This window comes from Acidisoma sibiricum, from assembly GCF_057837225.1.
The window spans coordinates 1,484,557-1,503,048 of record NZ_CM174445.1; the positions used below are offsets into that span (position 1 = coordinate 1,484,557).

The following is an 18,492-nucleotide window of genomic DNA, read 5'->3' on the forward strand; positions in this document are numbered from 1 at the left end:
CGGCGCTGACGCGAGTGAGCCGATGAGTGACGCCGAACCCCTCGTCGCGATGAGCGGCATTGCCAAAAGCTTCGGCCCGGTTCGTGCGCTGGCGGGCGTCGATCTCAGGATCGGTCGCGCAGAACTCATCGGCATCGTCGGCCATAACGGTGCCGGCAAATCGACGCTGATGGGCATTCTGCGCGGCACGCTGGCCGGGGATGGCGGCCATCTTGTGATCGACCGCCATGAGATTGCCCGGGGCTACTCCGTGCGTGATGCTTACCGCTTCGGAATCCGCTCGGTCTTTCAGGAACTGTCGCTGTGTCCGACGCTGACGGTGGTTGAGAATACACGTCTCAGTCACCGCGGCCTGCGCGGTTGGGGCTGGGCAAAGGCGGCCCGCCGCGTCATCGCCAATTCGCTCGACAGCATCTTTCCTGATCACGGCATCGCGCTCGATGTCCCGGTGCGCGAATTGTCAGCCAGTGTCCGCCAGATGGTCGAGATTGCCCGTGCCTTCTCAACGGTGTCGATTGCCCCGTGCCTTGTCATCCTCGACGAGCCGACATCGGCACTTGATGCGCGTGCCGCTGGCCAATTTCTGGAGTTCATCGGCCGTGCGCGCCAGCAGGGCACATCCTGCCTTTTGATATCGCATCGATTGAAAGAGATCGTCGATCATACCGACCGTGTCGTGGTCATGCGCGACGGCGCGGTGGTGGAGGCGCGCAGCACGGTCGGGCTTTCCCCTGAGCATCTGGTGGAGGCGATGGGTGTCATGGCCCAGGCCGCCGAGGCCGGCCCGCGCCGGCCCGCGCCGGCCACGGTCCAGGCGGCCAGCGCGCCTGCCGGCCAGGGTGCTGCGCTGGTGCGGGATACCGGTGCAGATCAAGGGTCGCTCGCCTTCACCGCCAGGGCGGGCGAGGTAGTGGGTCTCGCCGGGCTCGACGGCCACGGCCAGCGGGCCAGGCTGCAGGCGATCTTCCGTGCGGCCTCCGGCCAGGCCGAGGCGTCCGTCACGGTGACGGCGAAGGCCGCCTATGTCAGCGGAGACCGTCGCGCCGAAGGAATTTTTCCGCTCTGGTCGATCAGTAATAACCTGACCGTCAGCCTGATGCGCAGCATGGGCCGCTTCGGATTTGTGCGGGCTGAGGATGAGGCGGTGGCCGCGCGGGAATGGCGCGGCCGGCTTGGCATCAAGACGCCCGATGTCGGCCTGCCCATTCTGTCGCTTAGCGGCGGCAACCAGCAGAAGGTGTTGATCGCACGGGCGCTCGCTACCAATGCCGATATTATCCTGCTCGACGACCCGATGCGCGGCGTGGACGTCAGCAGCAAGCGCGAGATGTTCGACATGATCCGGCACGTGGCGGCAAGCGGCAAATGCTTTGTTCTCTACACCACGGAAACCGAAGAATTGGCCAATTGCGACCGTGTCTATGTCTTCTACCAGGGCGCTATCACCGCCGAAATCGCGCGGGCCGACCTGTCAGAAGACCGTATTCTCGCGGCCTCCTTCGGCCGTAGGGTGGAGCCGGCCGATGCCGTTGCTTAAATCCGAATTAGGCCGCGCCTTTCAAGCCACCAATCTGCCGCTACTGCCGATTGCCGCCCTCATGATCATGGTCGTCGGCATGGGCATGATGCAGCCACGGGCAACAAGCTATATCGGCCTCCAGCTCATCCTCCGCTTCGCATTGCCGATCATCTTTGCGGCTCTCGCCCAGCTTTGCGTCGTTACTGCGAGTGACATCGACTTCGGCATCGGGCCATTCATCAGCTTGATGAACTGCCTTGCTGCGACCTTTCTCGCGACCCAGCCGGTCCTATGCGGCCTGCTGCTTCTGCTCGGCATTGCAGCCTATGCAGCGATGGGCGCCTTCATCCAGATCCGCCGCCTGCCCTCGATTGTCGTCACGCTCGGCGCCTCCTTCGTCTGGCTGGGTTTGGCCCTTCTGATCATGCCAACACCTGCGGGCTCGGCCCCCGCTTGGCTGAGCGCCGTCGTGCATTGGCGGCCGCCCTTTCTTCCTTTGCCCATTCTAGTCGGCGTCGTGGCGGCTATCCTGGCACATTGGTTCCTCCGCCTTTCTTCCTTCGGCGTCGTCCTGCGCGGCCTGGGCAGTGCGCCCGCCTATCTGCGTGACGCGGGCTGGTCGCTGATTGCGGCGCGGAGTGCGCTCTACGCGCTCGCCGGCTTCTTCGGCGTCGTCGCCGGTCTCCTGCTGACGGCCCTGATCAGCAGCGGGGATGCGAATGTCGGCACGCCCTATACTTTGCTGTCGGTGGCAGCGGTCATCGTCGGCGGCAGCAGCTTTACAGGGGGCGTGATATCGCCCATCGGCGCCGTGGTCGGGGCTTTCATCATGCTCCTGACGGGTGTTCTGCTCTCCTTCACGGCCATCTCGTCTGACTGGCAGTTGAGCGTGCAGGGATTGCTGCTTCTCCTGGTCCTGGGCTTGCGCTCCCTGTCGCGGAGGGCCGCGCAATGAAGACACTGCTTGCTTACGTCGCCAGGAACCGATGGACCTGGTCCTTTGCCGGGGCGCTGCTCGTCTGGATCATCACCGTGGTCAGCGCCGAAGGGCGCGGTGCGGGCGCCACGCTCAGCATCGCCCTCGGCTTCGCAGCTTTCTATGTCATGGCCGGCATGGGACAGATGCTGGTGGTGGCCGCCGGCCCAGGCAATATCGATCTCTCCATCCCGTCGGTGATGACGCTGGTGGGCTACCTGGCAACGGGCGCAATGGCCGGTGACCCTGCCCGTCTTTGGCTCGGGCTTGTGGTGGTCGTAGTGCTTGGTGTGGTACTCGGTCTGGTCAACGTCGCCTTCATCAAGCTGGCGCGTGTCCCGCCGATGGTGGCAACGCTCTCCACCGGCTTCATCATGCAGTCAATTACCATCGCCTATTCCAAGACAGCGCCCGCCAAGCCGCCGGCGATCCTCATGGAATTCGCGCTCGGGCGCGTATTCGGCATTCCCTGGATGGCGATCGTCCTCATCCTCGGCGCCCTTATCCTCGGCGTTGTCATGGCGCGCAGTGTCTTCGGGCGGGATTTGCTGGCGGTCGGGCAGAGCGAACGGGCGGCTTATCTTGCCGGCGTGCCCACGCGGCGGGTGACAACCCTCGTCTATGTCTTCTCCTCTCTGCTTGCCGCTATCACCGGCCTCATGCTGGCAGCTTATTCGGGCGGCGCGGCACTTGATATGTCGTCGGATTTTCTGTTGATGTCGATCGCGGTCGTGGTGATTGGCGGCACTAGCATTACGGGCGGGCGCGTCTCCGCCGCCGGCATCTGGGGTGGCGCGCTCTTCATCTATCTCATTTCCACGATGCTGAATGTGCTCGGCCTCGGTGCCGGCGTGCGCTATGCCTTGACGGGCGCGATCATCATCGCGGTTCTTGCCCTCTCGGAAGACCGGGCCTCTGCTTAGCATTATCGGTCTCTTGTCTTTGGAGCTTCCCCATGGCTGAAAAATCCCGTCTCCTGGTTGGTGCATTGACCCGGCACACACCTTACTTCAAACAGGCGAACGGCGAGGGCATAACGGTTTTCGATTTTGATGAGGACACTGGAAAACTCTCCCGCCTCCATTGCCAGGCAGGTATTGATAACCCAAGCTTTATCGCCGCTGACCGGAATGCCCGTCATATCTACGTAACGACTGAAGTATTCGGCTGGAACGAAGGCACGCTCTCGGCCTATTCGCTGAACGCGGATGGCAGGCTGCACTATATCAACAAGCAGGTGTCGGGCGGCAGCATCACCACCCATGCGAGCCTGGACCGTAGCGGTCGGTTTGCCTTCGCAGTGAACTATGCGCATGAAGCCTGGGAAGGGTTTAACGAGGATATTCCGGGCTACGCGGTCACCAGCTTTCCTGTCCGGCCGGATGGTGGGCTTGGTCCGGCACTCTCCATGGTCAAGCATGCAGGGCAGGGGCCTGTGCCGATCCGGCAGACCTGCCCGCATCCGCATTGCGCCGTAGCCAGCCCTGACAATCGATTTGTCATCGTCACTGACCTCGGAACGGATCGCATCCATAGCTACCGGTTCGAGAGCGGTGTGTTTGACGATACGGTCTCTCCGCCGCCCGCCGTGCTGCCGCCCGGCTCCGGCCCCCGTCATTTCATTTTCGACGCATCCGGCACCCGCGGTTATGCATTGAATGAGCTGGGCGGCACGGTCGCCGTCTTCGATTATGATGCAGCGACCGGCGTGCTTTCCCTTCGCCAGATTCTATCGACACTGCCTGATGGCTTCGCCGGTCTCAACAACTGCTCGGAACTGCAGCTCAGTCCTGACGGACGGTTTCTCTATGCCGCCAATCGTGGGCATGACAGTATCGCCTGCTTTGCGGTGGATGGAGAGACGGGCATGCTGACATCGCGCGGGCAGACGCCAACCGGCGGTGAATGGCCGCGGAACTTTACGCTTAGCCGGTCCGGGCGGCACCTCCTGGTCGCCAATCAAAACAGCGACTGCATTACTGTCTTCCAGCGTGCCGAGGATAGCGGTGCGTTGACGCAAATAGACCACATTGCTATTGGCACGCCGATGGTGGTGCGCGTCTATGCCATCTGAGACGGATCAGAAAGCGATAAGGGTAATCTGCGGAAGCATGCTCAGATGAGAAGCCCGAGCCGCGGCAATGCCCCCGATGATCCATCGTCTGGAGAGGGCGCTGATCGCAGCGAGGCCCTGAGCGACCGCAAGCTTGAAATGGCAGCACGGGCGGCCTGGCTCTATCACGCCAAGGGGCGCCGGCAGGATCAGATCGCGGCAGAGTTGAACGTGTCGCGCCAGATTGTGCAGCGCCTTGTCGCGCTTGCCGCCTCGGAAAATCTCATCCGCTTCCAGCTCATCCACCCGCTGTCGGAATGTATCGAGCTTGCAGAGCGCCTGCGCGAAGCCTTCGACCTCGTCTATTGCGAGGTCGCACCTGCCTCCAAGCTCGGGGATGGTGATATCGAGACCGTGGCGACAGCGGCCGCGCTCTATCTCGAAAATCTGTTGCAGCAGAAGGCGCCGACGACAATCGCCATCGGCAACGGTCAGGCGATGCGTGAAACGGCCAACCGTGTGCCCCTGATGCACCGCCCGCAGCATAAATGCATCTCGCTGATGGGCAATCTCACGCGCTATGGCTGGGCAAGCCATTACGATGTCGTCATGCGCCTGGCCGAGCGTATCAGCGCGCAATGCTATCCGGTGCCGATGCCGGTGGTGACGAATACGATAGAGGAATGGTCTTTCATCCAGACCCAGCCGGCCTACAGATCCTACTTGTCGTTGATTGATGAAGCGACGGTGCTGATCATGGGTATGGGCTATATTGATTGGCAGGCGCCGCTGCATCTGGACGGCCACATCACCGATGTGGAGCTGGGAGAGGCGATGCAAGCGGGTGCCATTGGTGAAGTGCTCGGCCACAGCTTCGATAAACATGGCAGGTTGCTCGAGAATGGCTATCACAAGCGGCTGACATCCTATCAGCTGCCTGTGCCAGCGAAATGTACAACGATGATCGTGCAAACCGGTTCTGTGCGCGCGGCGGCCATGCGCGCTGCTCTCTCGGGCCGTATCGCCAATAGTCTTATCACTGACGAGCAGACGGCAAGGCTGTTGCTGGAGATGGAGGGAAAGTAGCGCCGGTGACACGATCCGCGCGACTGGCGCACCTCGCCAGGGCTAGATCGCGTATGCGGTGTTTATGAAAGGCAGCAGTGAGCGGTCGCAAGGCGCCGCAATAACCTGGGTCCGGCTCATCACTGCCGAGAGTGGGGCCACATAGCGCGCACCGGCATCCAGAAGCGGATAGCTGAGATTGATGTGGTAAAGATAAATATGCGGCGTCAGGGAAACCCCTGATTGACTACACGATCCTGAATGTGGATGTCGTTTGAGCTGAGGCAGGCCTAGATACGGCGGATGAGGCGGAGATTTTCGCCAAACAGCGCCGTCTGCTGCACGATGCCCTCGCACCACAGCAGGCACTCATCCCCATCCCATCTTTCGCCCTAGCCGGTCAGCCGTCCCGGCAGCATGCTGACGCGGCCATGCAGTATCGTCTCGCTCTGGCGGCGGCCGGGATAATCGTAATGGCCACGCCGGTCTCCTCGCCGCTCCCGCTATGGGCTGCCTGTATGTGCGCCCCATCAATCAGCACCACCATCTCGGCTGCCGGATCGATGATCGTGCTGCCGATACGCCTGGCGGCAGCGGCGGCGAACGATGAGCTTCGCCTCTGCCCGTATTCCGCCGGCCGGCCACCAGACAACTCATCCTTAGAGCGTCCAACACCAAAGTGCTGATGGTTGCATGATGGTTAAACGGAACAATGACGGCCGTTGATCCTGCGTGAATGTTTAACAAAATGATGAAATCATTGAAGATTTTAGGATACCGAACGACTCGAGCACGTGGCTTTTGCGTGCGGGCACGGCGAGTTCAACGGATAGGCGGATCGTTTCAGCTGAAGATCCTAAGAACTCTGGAATATACGGGGCGCGTGGGGGGACATGGTGTCCCAGGTATGGCTTCGTGGGGCGCTAACACGGCGGTGGACACCATGTGGACACCAAACCACAAAAAGAAAAGCCACCTCGCGGTAGCTTCTTCATAACGCGCTGATTTCTCTAAGAAAATTTGGAGCGGGCGAAGGGATTCGAACCCTCGACCCCAACCTTGGCAAGGTTGTGCTCTACCCCTGAGCTACGCCCGCGCTCCGTTGAGGCGGGTTCTAAGCGGGTTACGATCCGATTGCAAGCGCCGTCCGGCCTTGCCGCCATGCGCTAGGCCCCCTAGCTCGATCCTATGTTTTCGGCTGGGCGCATGACGGAGATCGCCCAGATGAGGGCCGCTTGCGGCAAAGGTTTGGGCTAGCCGCGATCCGCATTATGATCGGCCCAACGACGATCAGAGAGAGAAGCACAGTCATGGACCTGACCTTCGGCCAGCCTGCCGCCGCACCCGCCGGCGCCGGTCCCATCATTATCGATGGCAACCAGGCAACCTTCATGAAGGACGTGATCGAGGCCTCGCGGGAGGTGCCAATCCTGGTCGATTTCTGGGCGACCTGGTGCGGCCCCTGCAAGACGCTGACACCCACGCTGGAAAAGGTCGTGACGGCGGCCGGTGGCCGCGTCCGTCTCGTCAAGATCGATGTCGATGCGAACCGTGCCCTTGTCCAGCAGCTCAGCCAGCTGGGCCTGCCGCTGCAATCCATCCCGACGGTCGCGGCCTTCTGGCAGGGCCAGATCGCCGATATCTTCCAGGGTGGTCTGCCCGAAAGCGACGTGCGCCGCTTCGTCGAGGCTTTGCTCAAAATGGCGGGCAGCACCATGCCGACGGCCGATTTGCTGGCTGCCGCCCGGGCCGCGCAGGAGGACGGCGATATCGAAAGCGCCGCCGAACTGTATCAGGCCATGCTGCAGGAAGAGCCGGAAAGGCCTGAGGCCTGGGGCGGCCTGATCCGCTGCTTCCTGGCGGCTGGCCGGGAAGAGGAGGCCGAGGCCTTGCTCGGCGAGGTCCCCGCCAAAATCGCCGATCATGCCGAAGTGGCGGGCGCCCGCAGCGCGCTGGCGCTGGCAATCGAAGGCAAGCAAGCCAGCGGACAATTGCGCGAGCTGGAGGCACGCCTGGCCGCCAATGCCGATGACCACCAAGCGCGCTACGACCTCGCGACCGCGCTCAATGCGACCAATCGGCGGGAAGAGGCGGCGGCGGCCTTGCTTGACATCATGAAGCGCCAGCGCGGCTGGAACGAGGATGCAGCACGGCTGCAGCTGCTGAAATTCTTTGAATCCTGGGGGCTGGACGATCCGACCACCATGGCGGCGCGCCGGAAGCTGTCCGCCCTCTTGTTCAGTTGATCGCCATGGCATCGGGCATTCTGCCGTTCCATCCCGTATTGGGCGAGCTGCCCGCGGAGATTCCAGTCTTTCCGCTGCCGGGGGCGATGCTGCTGCCGGGCGGCCGCTTGCCGCTGACGATCTTCGAGCCGCGCTACCTCGCCATGGTCGAGGATGCGCTGGCGGCCGGCCGGATGTTCGGCATGATTCAGCCCGATAGCCGGAAGCCGGAGGATGCGAAGGGGCCTGGCCTGTTCGGCGTCGGCTGCCTGGGACGGATTACGTCTTTCATGGAGACGGAGGACGGCCGGATCATCATCTCTCTCCTCGGTCTCGTGCGCTTTGCGGCTGAAACAGAGGTCGCGGCGCGGCGCGGCTACCGGCGGCTCCGCGTGTCCTATGAGGCCTATGCGACAGATCTGGCCGAACCGGCGGAGAGTATCGTCCTGCCGCGGCAGGGCTTGCTCGCCAGCCTGCGCAGCTATTTCGACCGTCAGAAATTGACTGCGGATTGGAGTGCGGTCGGCGCGCTGGACGATGAGACCCTATTGACCACGCTTTGCATGATCTGCCCTTTCTTGCCGTCCGAGAAGCAGGCGCTGCTCGAGGCGGGGAGCCTGACCGAGCGGGCGCAGATTCTGGCGACACTTCTGGAATTCGGCCAGCATGAAACCGATACCGAGGGCGGCGATCTCCGCCCGAGCTGAAGGAGACTATGCGTGAGTGATGCAACGGCTGACGGATCGGACATTTTGGTGGAAGCCGTGGCTGTGCCGCCGCAGCCAGTCGACCCCCGGCTGCTCGAGATCCTTGTCTGCCCCTTGAGCAAGCAGCCGCTGGTCTATGATCGTGAGCGTGGCGAGCTGATCAGCCGGGCGGCGGGTCTGGCCTATCCGATCCGCGGCGGCATTCCGATCATGCTGCCGGATGAGGCGCGCCCTCTCGAAAGCTGATCACGGTCAGCTTCCCAACTTGGGCATGGCGCCCGCGATCAGTTCGATCTGCCGGGCGATCCGTCGCAAGCTATCCGCGACAGGCTCATCGGCCGGGGCGTCAAGCGCGGGACGCGACGGAAGGATGATGTCACCACCGCGGCCGGGCGCGATGTCCAGCACTCGCGCGGCGCAGGTCGCGCACCATTGCCGCCATTGGCGAAGGGTCTCGGGCGGCAGGGGTGGTGGCCTGTTCTGTGCCGTCGCACTGATCCATGACACCCGCAGGACGGTCAGCCGGCCCATGATCCGGCGCAGCGCCGCGTCGATCGTCAGGGCGGCATTGACATGGTTGCCGGAGACCAGCCGTGGCTCCAGCAGGCTGCGGCTGAGCGCCGATTCCAGCGCATTGCTGGCGATGCCGGCCTGTCGGCGCCCGCTATCCCAATTCGTGCCATCGTCTTCGCCCAGCATCTGGGCGAGCGTGGCGTCGGCCACTTTGGCATGGGCCATGATAGCGTCGCGCACTTCGGTCAGGGCGCGTTGCGGCTGGCGGCCGGGCCAGAGAGCAAGGCTGCAGGTGAGCGCCAGCATACCGCCGATGACGGTGTAGAGCGCGCGCATCAGGGCAATATAGATCTCAGAGGCACCAGGGGCCGAGGACTCCACAAGCAGGATCACCATCGGCGTCAGCGCGGACAGAAAGAGCCCGAAGCTCACCCGGCGCAGCGTGAAAGCCAGAACGGCGAGCGGAAACATGGCCAGGCTGACGGTCAGCGGCGTGTGGAGGAAGAGGCTGAGCCCGGACGCAATAAGCCCGCCCAGCACGGTGCCGCCGATCCGTTCCAGCATGCGTTGCCAGGTCAAGCTGAAATGCGGCTGCATGGTCATCAGCAGCGTGATCGTGAGCCAGCGCTCGTATTCATGCTCGTGATGGAGCGTGTAGGACAGGCACAGGATAGCCGCGAAGCCTGCCATCCCTGCATGGCGCAGATGAGAGGATTGGCGGTTCAGATTGCTGCGGATGGGGTCCAGCACGCGCGCGGCCAAGGGCAGGGCGGAGCGGCCATCGGTGAAGGTGCCGGGATGCAGGTTTTCCGGCGTCGTCAGGCTGGCGGCGACGAACAGGCGTTCGGCGATCGTCTCCACCAATTTGCGCAGCGGATCGTAATCGCCAAGCCCCGCGACGGCGCCCCTTACGCCATTCAGGCTTTTGGTCAGGCGCGGAAGGTCGATGCCTTTGTCATTGTCGATGTGATGCGCGATCAACAGAATGTCATTGTGCAGATGCCGCAGCGTGCGCGCGGCCAAACTTCTGTTGCGTGGGCCAGAGGATTCCAGAAGATCGGCCAGGCCACTGAGGGCGGCAAAGGCCTGGTCGACCGCTTCCAGCCGCAGCCAGGCGCGGGCAACCCTCGGGCTGCCGCTGCCCAGGACGCGGACCAGGCCCAGGACATTCTCGCGCGCAGTCTCGATCGCCGTACGGCCGCCGCCACGAAAGATGCGGGCGTTCTGTTCCCACCGTGCGGCCGTGGAAGCGGCATCCGTCCGCGCGGCAAGGATTTCCCGCATGTCCTGCGTCATAGCGGCCAGCGACCGGTAGCAATCGCCGATGATATGGCGGAAGGGCACCGTCGCCTGAATGCGCCAGATCACACTCGTCAGCAGAATGGCCCATAGGCTGCCGAGACAGAACATGCCGCCCGATACCAGAGCGGTATGCAGGCTCGGTTCCGGGACGTCGATCGCGAGCACGATCCAGACTGTGAGCAGATTGCCGACCTGCATGGCTGCAGGGCCGTAGACGCGCGCAAAGCTCGCGATGAAGATGGCGATACCGGCAAGCGGAATGGCCAGGATTAGGCCCTCAGCGCGGGCGAGCCCGAAGAGGACGCCTGTGGCCGCGCCGAGCACGGCGAAGGCAAACAGGGCGGGCAGCCGTTCACGTCCTGGCGTGCCGGCATCGGCCAGACAGGTGAGCAGCGCGCCGAGGGCCGTGAGCAGGAGAAGCGGAAAGTCGAGCCAGGCGTGCAGCACGACGAGAGCCGCGACCGAAAGACCGGCCCGCAGGCCTTCCTGAATGCTGAAAGCCCCGAAATCGAGGGCAAAGGACGAGCGGGTAAGGGCGGTCACGTCTGCCGAAAACTCCCTGTCGGGGGCATGATCATCGTCATGCGGTGCGAAGACGCAAACGGCCACCCTTAGAGTTTGTCCGCGGCGGAGAAACGCTATCTATTTTGAACAGGGCCCACAAAAAAGGCCGCGCGGCGAACCGCGCGGCCTTGGAGGCCAGCGGAGGCGGAAGCGATCAGGCCGCCTTGGCCATTTCGCGCAGCACATAATGCAGGATGCCGCCGTGCTGGTAATAGGCGACCTCGTCCAGCGTATCGACGCGGCAGAGAAGCTTCACTTCGTCCGTCGTGCCGTTGGGGCGATGAATGACGAGCGTCACGTCCATCCGCGGGCTTAGCGCTTCCAGGCCCAGCAGATCCAGCGTCTCCTGCCCGGTGAGGCCGAGACTCTTGCGGTCCATGCCGTCCTTGAAGGTCAGCGGCAGCACGCCCATGCCGACGAGATTGGAGCGATGGATGCGCTCGAAACTCTCGGTGATGACGGCCTTCACGCCCAGCAGCATGGTGCCCTTGGCCGCCCAGTCACGCGAGGAGCCGGTGCCGTATTCCTTGCCGCCGAAGACGACCAGCGGGGTCGCTTCCGCCTTGTAGAGCATGGCGGCATCGTAGATCGGCATGATCTTGCCCGAGGGGTAGTGCGTGGTGACGCCACCTTCGATGCCGGGCGCCATTTCGTTCTTGATGCGGATATTGGCGAAGGTGCCGCGCATCATCACTTCATGATTGCCGCGGCGGGCGCCGTAGCTGTTGAAGTCCTTCTGCTGCACCTGGTACTGCAGCAGATATTCGCCGGCCGGCGAGCTTTTCTTGATGCTGCCAGCGGGGCTGATATGGTCGGTAGTAATGCTGTCGCCTAGCAGCGCCAGGATGCGGGCGCCGGTTACATCCGTCACCGGCTTCGGCGTCATCGTCATCCCGTCGAAATAGGGCGGGTTGCGGACATAGGTGGAGCTGTCGTTCCAGCCATAGGTCTTGCTGCCGGCTTCGACCTCAATCTCCTGCCACTGGCGCGGCCCCTTGTAGACATCCGAATAGCGCGACTGGAACATCTCGCGGCTCAGGGTGCTGCCGACGATGCCGTTGATCTCGGCCGCCGTCGGCCAGATGTCCTTGAGGTAGACCGGCTGGCCGTCCTTGGAGGTCCCGAGGGCTGCCGTGGTGATGTCTTCGTTCATTGTGCCGAGCAGGGCGTAGGCGACGACCAGCGGCGGGCTGGCCAGGTAATTGGCGCGCACATTCGGGTGCACGCGGCCCTCAAAATTGCGGTTGCCGGAAAGGACCGAGACGGCCACCAGCTTGTTGCTTTCGATCGCGTCGACAATCTCATCATCCAGCGGGCCGGAGTTGCCGATACAGGTGGTGCACCCATAGCCGACCGTCTGGAAGCCGAGCGCGTCGAGATCGGCCGAGAGGCCCGACTTGTCGAGATATTCGGTCACGACCTGAGACCCGGGGGCGAGAGAGGTCTTCACCCAGGGCCGCGGCGTGAGGCCCAGCGCGCGCGCCTTGCGGGCGACGAGGCCGGCGGCGACGAGCACGTACGGGTTGGAGGTATTGGTGCAGCTGGTGATGGCCGCGATCACCACATCGCCATGGGTGATGGTGTAGTTGCGGTCACCGACCTTGGCCGTGGTCGCGACATCATTCGCGGGCACGCCGAGGCTTTTGGTCAGCTCGGTCTTGAAGGCGGAAGAGGCATCCTTGAGGGCGACACGGTCCTGCGGACGCTTCGGGCCAGCGATGGAGGGCTCGACGGTGGAGAGATCAAGCTCAAGCGTATCGGTGAAAACCGGGTCCGGGGTCGTCGTGTCGCGCCACAGGCCCTGCGCCTTGGTATAGGCTTCGGCCAGGGCGATCGCCTGATCAGTGCGGCCGGTCAGGCGCATATAGTCGAGTGCGAGCTTGTCGAGCGGGAAGAAGCCGCAGGTCGCGCCGTATTCGGGCGCCATATTGGCGATGGTGGCACGGTCGGCGAGGGGCATATGGTCAAGGCCGGGGCCGAAGAATTCGACGAACTTGCCGACGACGCCCTTCTTCCGCAGCATCTGCGTGACCGTGAGAACGAGATCTGTCGCCGTCACGCCCTCGTTCAGCTTGCCCGTGATGCGGAAGCCGATGACGTCAGGGATCAGCATGGCGATGGGCTGGCCGAGCATGGCGGCTTCGGCTTCGATGCCGCCGACGCCCCAGCCGAGCACGCCGAGACCGTTCACCATGGTGGTATGGCTGTCGGTGCCAAAAAGTGTGTCAGGATAGGCGAAGGTCTCGCCGTCGCCTTCGGCGGTCCAGGTGTTCTGCGAGATGTATTCGAGATTGACCTGATGGCAGATGCCGGTGCCGGGCGGGACGACGCCGAAATTGTTGAAGGAGCCCTGGCCCCAGCGCAGGAAGGTGTAGCGCTCGCTGTTGCGCTCGAATTCGATATCGACGTTCTTTTCGAGGCTGTCGGCGGTGCCGCTAACATCGACCTGGACCGAATGGTCGATGACAAGGTCGACGGGGATGAGCGGGTTGACCTTGTCGGGATTGCCGCCGAGCTTGAGGATGCCGTCGCGCATGGCGGCGAGATCGACCACCGCAGGCACGCCGGTGAAATCCTGCATCAGGATGCGGGCGGGGCGGAAGGGCACTTCACGGGTGGAGGTCGCGGCTGTCAGCCATTCAGCCATCGCTTTCGCATCATCGACCTTGTAGGAGCGCCCATCCTCAAAACGAAGGATGTTTTCCAGCAGCACCTTGAGGCTGACCGGCAGCCGGGACACGTCACCGAGGGCCGCCTCGGCGGCAGGGATAGAGAAGTAGGTGTAGCTCTTGCCACCGACGTCGAGGGTCCGTTTGGTACCCAGACTATCCTGCCCACTCATTTTCATGCTGCTTTGTCCCTAAAGGAGGTGCACTCCCGCCCGGGGAGGCGCCAAGAATCCTATAGCGGCTTAAACCATACCCACCGGCTCGGGTCCACGTCGCAGGCGCATGGGGAGGCCCTGTTTGCTGCGGGGCAGCGCGAATGCTGGATATCGACGGGTCATGTCGGTGCAGTTGCGCGCACCAGGGGCCTATGCGGCGTAAAAGCCTTGGAGGAGCGTGAGCGTGCTCGAAATCCGAAACGTGGCGGCGATCCGCGGCGACCGGCTGCTGTTTGAAGATCTGTCCTTCACCGTAGCTGCGGGCGAGGCCGTCGCTCTGACGGGGCGGAACGGTGCCGGCAAGACGACCTTGCTGCGGATCATCGCCGGTCTTGCACAGCTGGCCAGCGGTGCGGTGCTGTGGATGGGACAGAATGCCCGCACTGACCTCAGCGCTTATCATGCGCACCTGTCCTATCTCGGGCATCAGGATGCCGTGAAACCCGGCCTGACGGTTGCGGAAAATCTCAGCAGCTGGGCCGATGGCAGCCCAATCACACGTACCGCGGCGGTCGGGAAAGCACTTGCGGCCGTGGATCTTCTCGATCTTGCCGATCTGCCGGCGCGCATGCTGTCAGCCGGGCAGCGGCGGCGGGTGGCACTCGGACGCCTCTCTTTGCGCCCGGCGCCCCTGTGGTTGCTGGATGAGCCAATCACCGGCCTGGACACGGCCTCTATCGATCGGTTCGGGGCGATGATCGCGACCCATCGTGCGGCCGGGGGCATGGTGGTTGCCGCGACCCATCAGGACCTGCCGATGCCCGGCGGCTTTGCGGTGCGGCTGTCATGATGGCTGCCATGGCGCGCCTTCTGGCGCGGGAAATGCGCCTGTCCTTCCGCCACGGCGCGGATAGTCTCGCTGTTCTGCTCTTCTTTCTGCTGGCCGCCAGTCTGTTTCCGCTCGGTATCGGACCGGAGCCGTCGCTGCTGGGAAAAATAGCGCCCGGCGCGATCTGGATCGCGGCACTGCTCGCCGCCCTTCTGCCGCTCGATCGGCTGTTCGGCGCGGATTATGAGGACGGTTCCCTGGACCAGCTGCTGGTGCAAGGGCTGCCCCCGGCACTTTTGGCCCTGATCAAGGCTGCGTCCCATTGGCTTGTCGCCGGTCTGCCGCTGGTGATCGTCGCCCTTCCCATGGCCATCATGCTCAATCTGCCGCGCGAGGGCCTTATGCCACTCGAAATCGGTCTCATCCTAGGCACTCTGACGCTGTCGCTGCTGGGCACGACGGGCGCTGCCCTGGTGATCGGCGCGCGGCGGGGTGGGGTTCTGCTGCCCTTGATCGTGCTGCCGCTCGCGACGCCGGTGCTTATCTTCGGCACAGCTGCGGCGGGCGCATTGCAAACCGGACTCGCGGCGCGGCCGGCGCTGCTGATGCTGGGGGCGTTTCTATGCCTGGGCATCATCCTGTGTCCGCTGGCCGCTGGGGCTGCCGCCAAAGCCGCAGCCGAATAGGGCCACGCAAACAAAAACCCCCGCATGATGCGGGGGTTTCCGAGGCAAATCCTGCTGCGGGGCAGATCAGACGATCTGTTCGCCATGCAGGGTGATGTCCATGCCTTCGACTTCCTCGTCCCGCGTGATGCGGAGACCGACCGTCAGGTCGATGATCTTGAGCAGTACGAAGGAGATGCCGCCCGACCAGACCAAGGTCGCGCCGACGCCGGCGCACTGGATAAGCAGCTGGTGCGCGCTGCCGCCGGAACCGCCATAGAGCGGGCCGAAGGCGAAGACGCCGGTGAGCAGAGCGCCGACGATACCGCCGATGCCATGCACGCCCCAGCAGTCGAGGCTGTCGTCATAGCCGAAGAAGTTCTTCACCGTTGTGGAGAAGAAGTAGCAGACCACGCCGGCGGCGACGCCGATGATGATGGAAGCGCCCGGGAGAACGAAGCCGGAAGCCGGGGTGATGGCGACGAGACCGGCAACGGCGCCGGACACGATGCCGAGCAGGCTCGGCTTACCCTTGGTCAGCCATTCAGCGAACATCCAGGCGAGCGCGGCTGCCGCGGTCGCGATCTGGGTTGCGGCCATGGCCATGCCCGCACGGCCATTGGCGGCGACCGCGGAACCCGCGTTGAAGCCGAACCAACCCACCCACAGAAGGCTGGCGCCGATCATGGCGTAGCCGACATTATAGGGGTGCATATTGTCGTGGCCGTAGCCGACGCGCTTGCCGAGGACGATGGCGCACATCAGGCCGGCAACGCCCGCGTTGATGTGAACGACGGTGCCACCCGCGAAGTCGAGCACGCCGAGGGCGCCGGCCCAGCCGGTTGTCGACCAGACCCAATGCGCGATGGGGCTGTAGACCACGATCGACCAGATCACCATGAAGATGCACATGGCGCTGAACTTCATGCGGTCTGCGAAGGCGCCGCAGATGAGCGCCGGAGTAATAATGGCGAAGGTCATCTGGAACATCATGTAGACGCTCTCAGGGATCGTCTGGTCGACGGTGCCACCGAGGAGGAAGTCATTGTTCCAGGTTTTGGCGAAGCCCTTCAGCATGAACTGGGACAGATCGCCGACATAGGCATTGCCGGTGGTGAAGGCGAGGCTGTAGCCGACGACGCACCAGACGAGGGTGACAAGGCAGCAGATCGCAAAGGACTGCATCATGGTCGCAAGCACGTTCTTCTTGCGCACCATGCCGGCATAGAAAAGCGCCAGACCCGGGATGGTCATCATCAACACGAGCGCGGTGGATGCCAGCATCCAGGCGGTGTTGCCGGTGTCAATCTTAGGCGCATCGGCAGCAAAGGCCGGAGCGGCCAAGCCCAGCATCGGCAGGGCGAGGGGAAGGGCCCGGACAAGACTCCGGGTACTTTTAAAGCGCTGCATGGATGGTCCAGTCATCCGGGTTTCCTTCAAAGAGCTTCTGAGTCGAGTTCGCCCGTGCGGATACGCACGACACGCTCGACGTCCATGATGAAGATCTTGCCGTCACCGATCTTGCCGGTATGAGCGGCCTTCATGATCGCCTCGACAACCTGCTCAGCCAGATCGGAGGGCACCGCCACTTCGATCTTTACCTTGGGGAGAAAGTTCACGTGGTATTCCGCCCCGCGGTAGATTTCCGTCTGTCCTTTCTGGCGGCCAAATCCTTTGACCTCAGAGACGGTCAGTCCCTGCACGCCCAGCGGAGTTAGCGCTTCGCGAACGTCGTCGAGCTTGAATGGTTTGATAATGGCCATGACCAACTTCATGTCGGCGTCCTCCGTTCGTGGCATCGTCGTGGCCCGCCCCAGCGGCGAGGGCTCTCAATCGCAAAGAGCTTATTCAAGAGCCATGCCAAGAACGTGATTGTAGCGCAAAAAACAATTTTCCTTATTCATTCTTCATGTGCTGGCCTCACTGCCTCATTTTTGAGCAGTCGAAACAAGGTTCCGCGCCTGCGGCCGAGGCAACGCGTGCTCTTTCCCGGTCAGAGGCTTGAGGCCTATAATCAGGGAAGAGAGATGAGCGGCGATGAGCAATACGGAATTTGACGTCTGTATCCTGGGTGCCGGGCCTGTCGGCGGGTCCCTGGCCTGCCGCCTGGCTGAAGGCGGGGCACGTGTTCTGATCGTGGACCGTGCCGCCCTGCCGCCGATGGAACATCCTGAATTCGACGGCCGTGCCTATGCTATCGCGGCTGGTACGCAGCCTTTGCTCGCGGATGCAGCGCTATGGCAGGCGCTTCCCTTCCAGCCTTGCCCGATCGAACAGATCCATGTCTCAGACGGGAAGCCGGGCCGCCCCGCCTCGTCCCTGTTCCTGCATTTCGATCGCCGCGAACTGGGGGAGAGCGCTGGGCCTTTCGGCTGGATGGTAGAGGCAAGGGGGCTGCGCATTGCCCTGAACCGCCGCCTGAATGCGGGCCAGGGCATTACCCTCGCTGCGCCCTGCGAGGCCAAGGTCGACCGCCAGCCGGACGGCGCCACCATCACGTTGTCCACCGGTGAGCGCCTGACCGCGCGTCTGGTGATCGCGGCCGAGGGACGGCAGAGCGCGCAGCGCCGGGCCGCCAATATACCGGTCATCCGCTATCCCTACCGGCAAAGCGGTGTCGTTTGTGCCATTGCGCACGACTATCCGCATGAGAACACGGCGCTGGAGCATTTCCTGCCCGGCGGCCCCTTCGCCCAGCTGCCTCTGGGACCAGCGCCGGGTGCGCCGCATGTCTCTGCCATCGTTTTCACCGAAAAGACGGCGATTGCCGCCGCGCTCACGCGGCTGGAGCCGGAGGCTTTCACGCGCGAAGTGGCCCGGCGTCTGGGCGACCATTTGGGCGGCATCCGGCTCCTGGGTCGGCGCTGGAACTACCCGTTGTCGGCGCTTCTGGCCGTCCGCTATGTCGACCAGCGCTTGGCTTTGGTGGGAGATGCGGCGCACGGCATCCATCCCATTGCCGGTCAGGGGTTCAATCTCGGCCTGCGCGATGCCGCGGTGCTGTCCGAGCTGATTCTGACGGCTTTGGAGCGCGGGGAGGACCCCGGCGCGCCAGACCTGCTCACGCAGTACCAGCGTCAGCGCCGGCCGGATAACCTCGCCATGCTGGCGGCGACCGATGCGCTTGACCGGCTGTTCAGCAACGACAATCCGGCCATTCGCCTGGCCCGTGACCTTGGCATTGCCGCGGTCCATAGGCTGCCCCCGGTCAAGCGCTTTTTCATGCGCCGGGCCATGGGCATCAGCTGAC

At 63.5% G+C, this 18,492-nt stretch carries 15 protein-coding genes and 1 tRNA gene; 11 read left to right on the forward strand and 5 right to left on the reverse strand.

Features of this window, described 5'->3' with window-relative positions:
• Positions 1–22 precede the first annotated feature (22 nt).
• The 5 genes from AC3G7M_RS07185 to AC3G7M_RS07205 are packed head-to-tail and all read left to right on the forward strand — an operon-like array spanning position 23 to position 5,634.
• A complete protein-coding gene (locus tag AC3G7M_RS07185) occupies positions 23–1,537 on the forward strand; it encodes a sugar ABC transporter ATP-binding protein (protein WP_489215166.1) in 1,515 nt (504 codons plus the stop codon).
• The gene (locus AC3G7M_RS07190) at positions 1,524–2,474 is read left to right on the forward strand and encodes an ABC transporter permease (protein ID WP_489215168.1); all 951 of its coding nucleotides are present in this window, start codon (positions 1,524–1,526) and stop codon (positions 2,472–2,474) included. The genes AC3G7M_RS07185 and AC3G7M_RS07190 overlap by 14 nt, the downstream gene beginning before the upstream one ends.
• Positions 2,471–3,418: an ABC transporter permease gene (locus AC3G7M_RS07195; RefSeq protein ID WP_489215170.1), complete on the forward strand. Its 948-nt coding sequence runs from the start codon at positions 2,471–2,473 to the stop codon at positions 3,416–3,418. The genes AC3G7M_RS07190 and AC3G7M_RS07195 overlap by 4 nt, the downstream gene beginning before the upstream one ends.
• Before the next feature lie 32 nt (positions 3,419–3,450).
• Positions 3,451–4,569, forward strand: coding sequence for a lactonase family protein (locus AC3G7M_RS07200; RefSeq protein WP_489215172.1), 1,119 nt, complete (start codon positions 3,451–3,453; stop codon positions 4,567–4,569).
• A gap of 45 nt (positions 4,570–4,614) precedes the next feature.
• Positions 4,615–5,634: a sugar-binding transcriptional regulator gene (locus AC3G7M_RS07205; protein ID WP_489215174.1), complete on the forward strand. Its 1,020-nt coding sequence runs from the start codon at positions 4,615–4,617 to the stop codon at positions 5,632–5,634.
• 1,000 nt (positions 5,635–6,634) lie between these two features.
• Here AC3G7M_RS07205 and AC3G7M_RS07210 read toward each other — a convergent pair.
• A tRNA-Gly gene (locus AC3G7M_RS07210) sits at positions 6,635–6,709 on the reverse strand.
• Positions 6,710–6,923: 214 nt separating this feature from the next.
• Here AC3G7M_RS07210 and AC3G7M_RS07215 point away from each other — a divergent pair.
• The 3 genes from AC3G7M_RS07215 to AC3G7M_RS07225 are packed head-to-tail and all read left to right on the forward strand — an operon-like array spanning position 6,924 to position 8,791.
• The gene (locus AC3G7M_RS07215; RefSeq protein ID WP_489215176.1) at positions 6,924–7,859 is read left to right on the forward strand and encodes a tetratricopeptide repeat protein; all 936 of its coding nucleotides are present in this window, start codon (positions 6,924–6,926) and stop codon (positions 7,857–7,859) included.
• A 5-nt stretch (positions 7,860–7,864) separates the two neighbouring features.
• Positions 7,865–8,545 carry an LON peptidase substrate-binding domain-containing protein gene (locus AC3G7M_RS07220; RefSeq protein ID WP_489215178.1) on the forward strand — a complete coding sequence of 227 codons (681 nt, stop codon included), beginning with the start codon at positions 7,865–7,867 and terminating at the stop codon, positions 8,543–8,545.
• 57 nt (positions 8,546–8,602) lie between these two features.
• Positions 8,603–8,791: a Trm112 family protein gene (locus AC3G7M_RS07225; protein ID WP_489215983.1), complete on the forward strand. Its 189-nt coding sequence runs from the start codon at positions 8,603–8,605 to the stop codon at positions 8,789–8,791.
• A gap of 6 nt (positions 8,792–8,797) precedes the next feature.
• Here AC3G7M_RS07225 and AC3G7M_RS07230 read toward each other — a convergent pair whose 3' ends face one another.
• Together AC3G7M_RS07230 and acnA are read right to left on the reverse strand one after the other, a co-directional pair.
• A complete protein-coding gene (locus AC3G7M_RS07230; protein ID WP_489215180.1) occupies positions 8,798–10,903 on the reverse strand; it encodes an FUSC family protein in 2,106 nt (701 codons plus the stop codon).
• 175 nt (positions 10,904–11,078) lie between these two features.
• Positions 11,079–13,772: an aconitate hydratase AcnA gene (gene acnA / locus AC3G7M_RS07235; RefSeq protein WP_489215182.1), complete on the reverse strand. Its 2,694-nt coding sequence runs from the start codon at positions 13,770–13,772 to the stop codon at positions 11,079–11,081.
• A gap of 220 nt (positions 13,773–13,992) precedes the next feature.
• Here acnA and ccmA point away from each other — a divergent pair, with 220 nt between their 5' ends.
• The gene (gene ccmA / locus AC3G7M_RS07240) at positions 13,993–14,598 is read left to right on the forward strand and encodes a cytochrome c biogenesis heme-transporting ATPase CcmA (protein WP_489215184.1); all 606 of its coding nucleotides are present in this window, start codon (positions 13,993–13,995) and stop codon (positions 14,596–14,598) included.
• The gene (gene ccmB, locus AC3G7M_RS07245) at positions 14,595–15,263 is read left to right on the forward strand and encodes a heme exporter protein CcmB (protein WP_489215186.1); all 669 of its coding nucleotides are present in this window, start codon (positions 14,595–14,597) and stop codon (positions 15,261–15,263) included. The genes ccmA and ccmB overlap by 4 nt, the downstream gene beginning before the upstream one ends.
• A 66-nt stretch (positions 15,264–15,329) precedes the next feature.
• Here ccmB and AC3G7M_RS07250 read toward each other — a convergent pair whose 3' ends face one another.
• Positions 15,330–16,652 (reverse strand): ammonium transporter, encoded by a 1,323-nt coding sequence (locus tag AC3G7M_RS07250; RefSeq protein WP_489215985.1) that lies wholly within the window; start codon positions 16,650–16,652, stop codon positions 15,330–15,332.
• Between the two features lie 26 nt (positions 16,653–16,678).
• Positions 16,679–17,017, reverse strand: a complete 339-nt coding sequence (locus tag AC3G7M_RS07255) for a P-II family nitrogen regulator (RefSeq protein WP_227320522.1) — start codon at positions 17,015–17,017, stop codon at positions 16,679–16,681.
• Between the two features lie 262 nt (positions 17,018–17,279).
• Between AC3G7M_RS07255 and AC3G7M_RS07260 the strand changes: the two genes are divergently transcribed.
• Positions 17,280–18,491 carry a UbiH/UbiF/VisC/COQ6 family ubiquinone biosynthesis hydroxylase gene (locus AC3G7M_RS07260; protein WP_489215189.1) on the forward strand — a complete coding sequence of 404 codons (1,212 nt, stop codon included), beginning with the start codon at positions 17,280–17,282 and terminating at the stop codon, positions 18,489–18,491.
• Position 18,492 lies beyond the last annotated feature (1 nt).

Excerpts from the sequence above, each read along its gene's own strand:
- AC3G7M_RS07200 (WP_489215172.1), top strand. The coding sequence starts at position 3,451 with ATGGCTGAAAAATCCCGTCTCCTGGTTGGTGCATTGACCCGGCACACA.
- AC3G7M_RS07205 (WP_489215174.1), top strand. The coding sequence starts at position 4,615 with ATGAGAAGCCCGAGCCGCGGCAATGCCCCCGATGATCCATCGTCTGGA.
- AC3G7M_RS07185 (WP_489215166.1), top strand. The coding sequence starts at position 23 with ATGAGTGACGCCGAACCCCTCGTCGCGATGAGCGGCATTGCCAAAAGC.
- acnA (WP_489215182.1), bottom strand. The coding sequence starts at position 13,772 with ATGAAAATGAGTGGGCAGGATAGTCTGGGTACCAAACGGACCCTCGAC.
- AC3G7M_RS07195 (WP_489215170.1), top strand. The coding sequence starts at position 2,471 with ATGAAGACACTGCTTGCTTACGTCGCCAGGAACCGATGGACCTGGTCC.
- ccmB (WP_489215186.1), top strand. The coding sequence starts at position 14,595 with ATGATGGCTGCCATGGCGCGCCTTCTGGCGCGGGAAATGCGCCTGTCC.
- AC3G7M_RS07220 (WP_489215178.1), top strand. The coding sequence starts at position 7,865 with ATGGCATCGGGCATTCTGCCGTTCCATCCCGTATTGGGCGAGCTGCCC.
- AC3G7M_RS07260 (WP_489215189.1), top strand. The coding sequence starts at position 17,280 with ATGAGCAATACGGAATTTGACGTCTGTATCCTGGGTGCCGGGCCTGTC.
- AC3G7M_RS07250 (WP_489215985.1), bottom strand. The coding sequence starts at position 16,652 with ATGCAGCGCTTTAAAAGTACCCGGAGTCTTGTCCGGGCCCTTCCCCTC.
- AC3G7M_RS07215 (WP_489215176.1), top strand. The coding sequence starts at position 6,924 with ATGGACCTGACCTTCGGCCAGCCTGCCGCCGCACCCGCCGGCGCCGGT.
- AC3G7M_RS07190 (WP_489215168.1), top strand. The coding sequence starts at position 1,524 with ATGCCGTTGCTTAAATCCGAATTAGGCCGCGCCTTTCAAGCCACCAAT.
- AC3G7M_RS07255 (WP_227320522.1), bottom strand. The coding sequence starts at position 17,017 with ATGAAGTTGGTCATGGCCATTATCAAACCATTCAAGCTCGACGACGTT.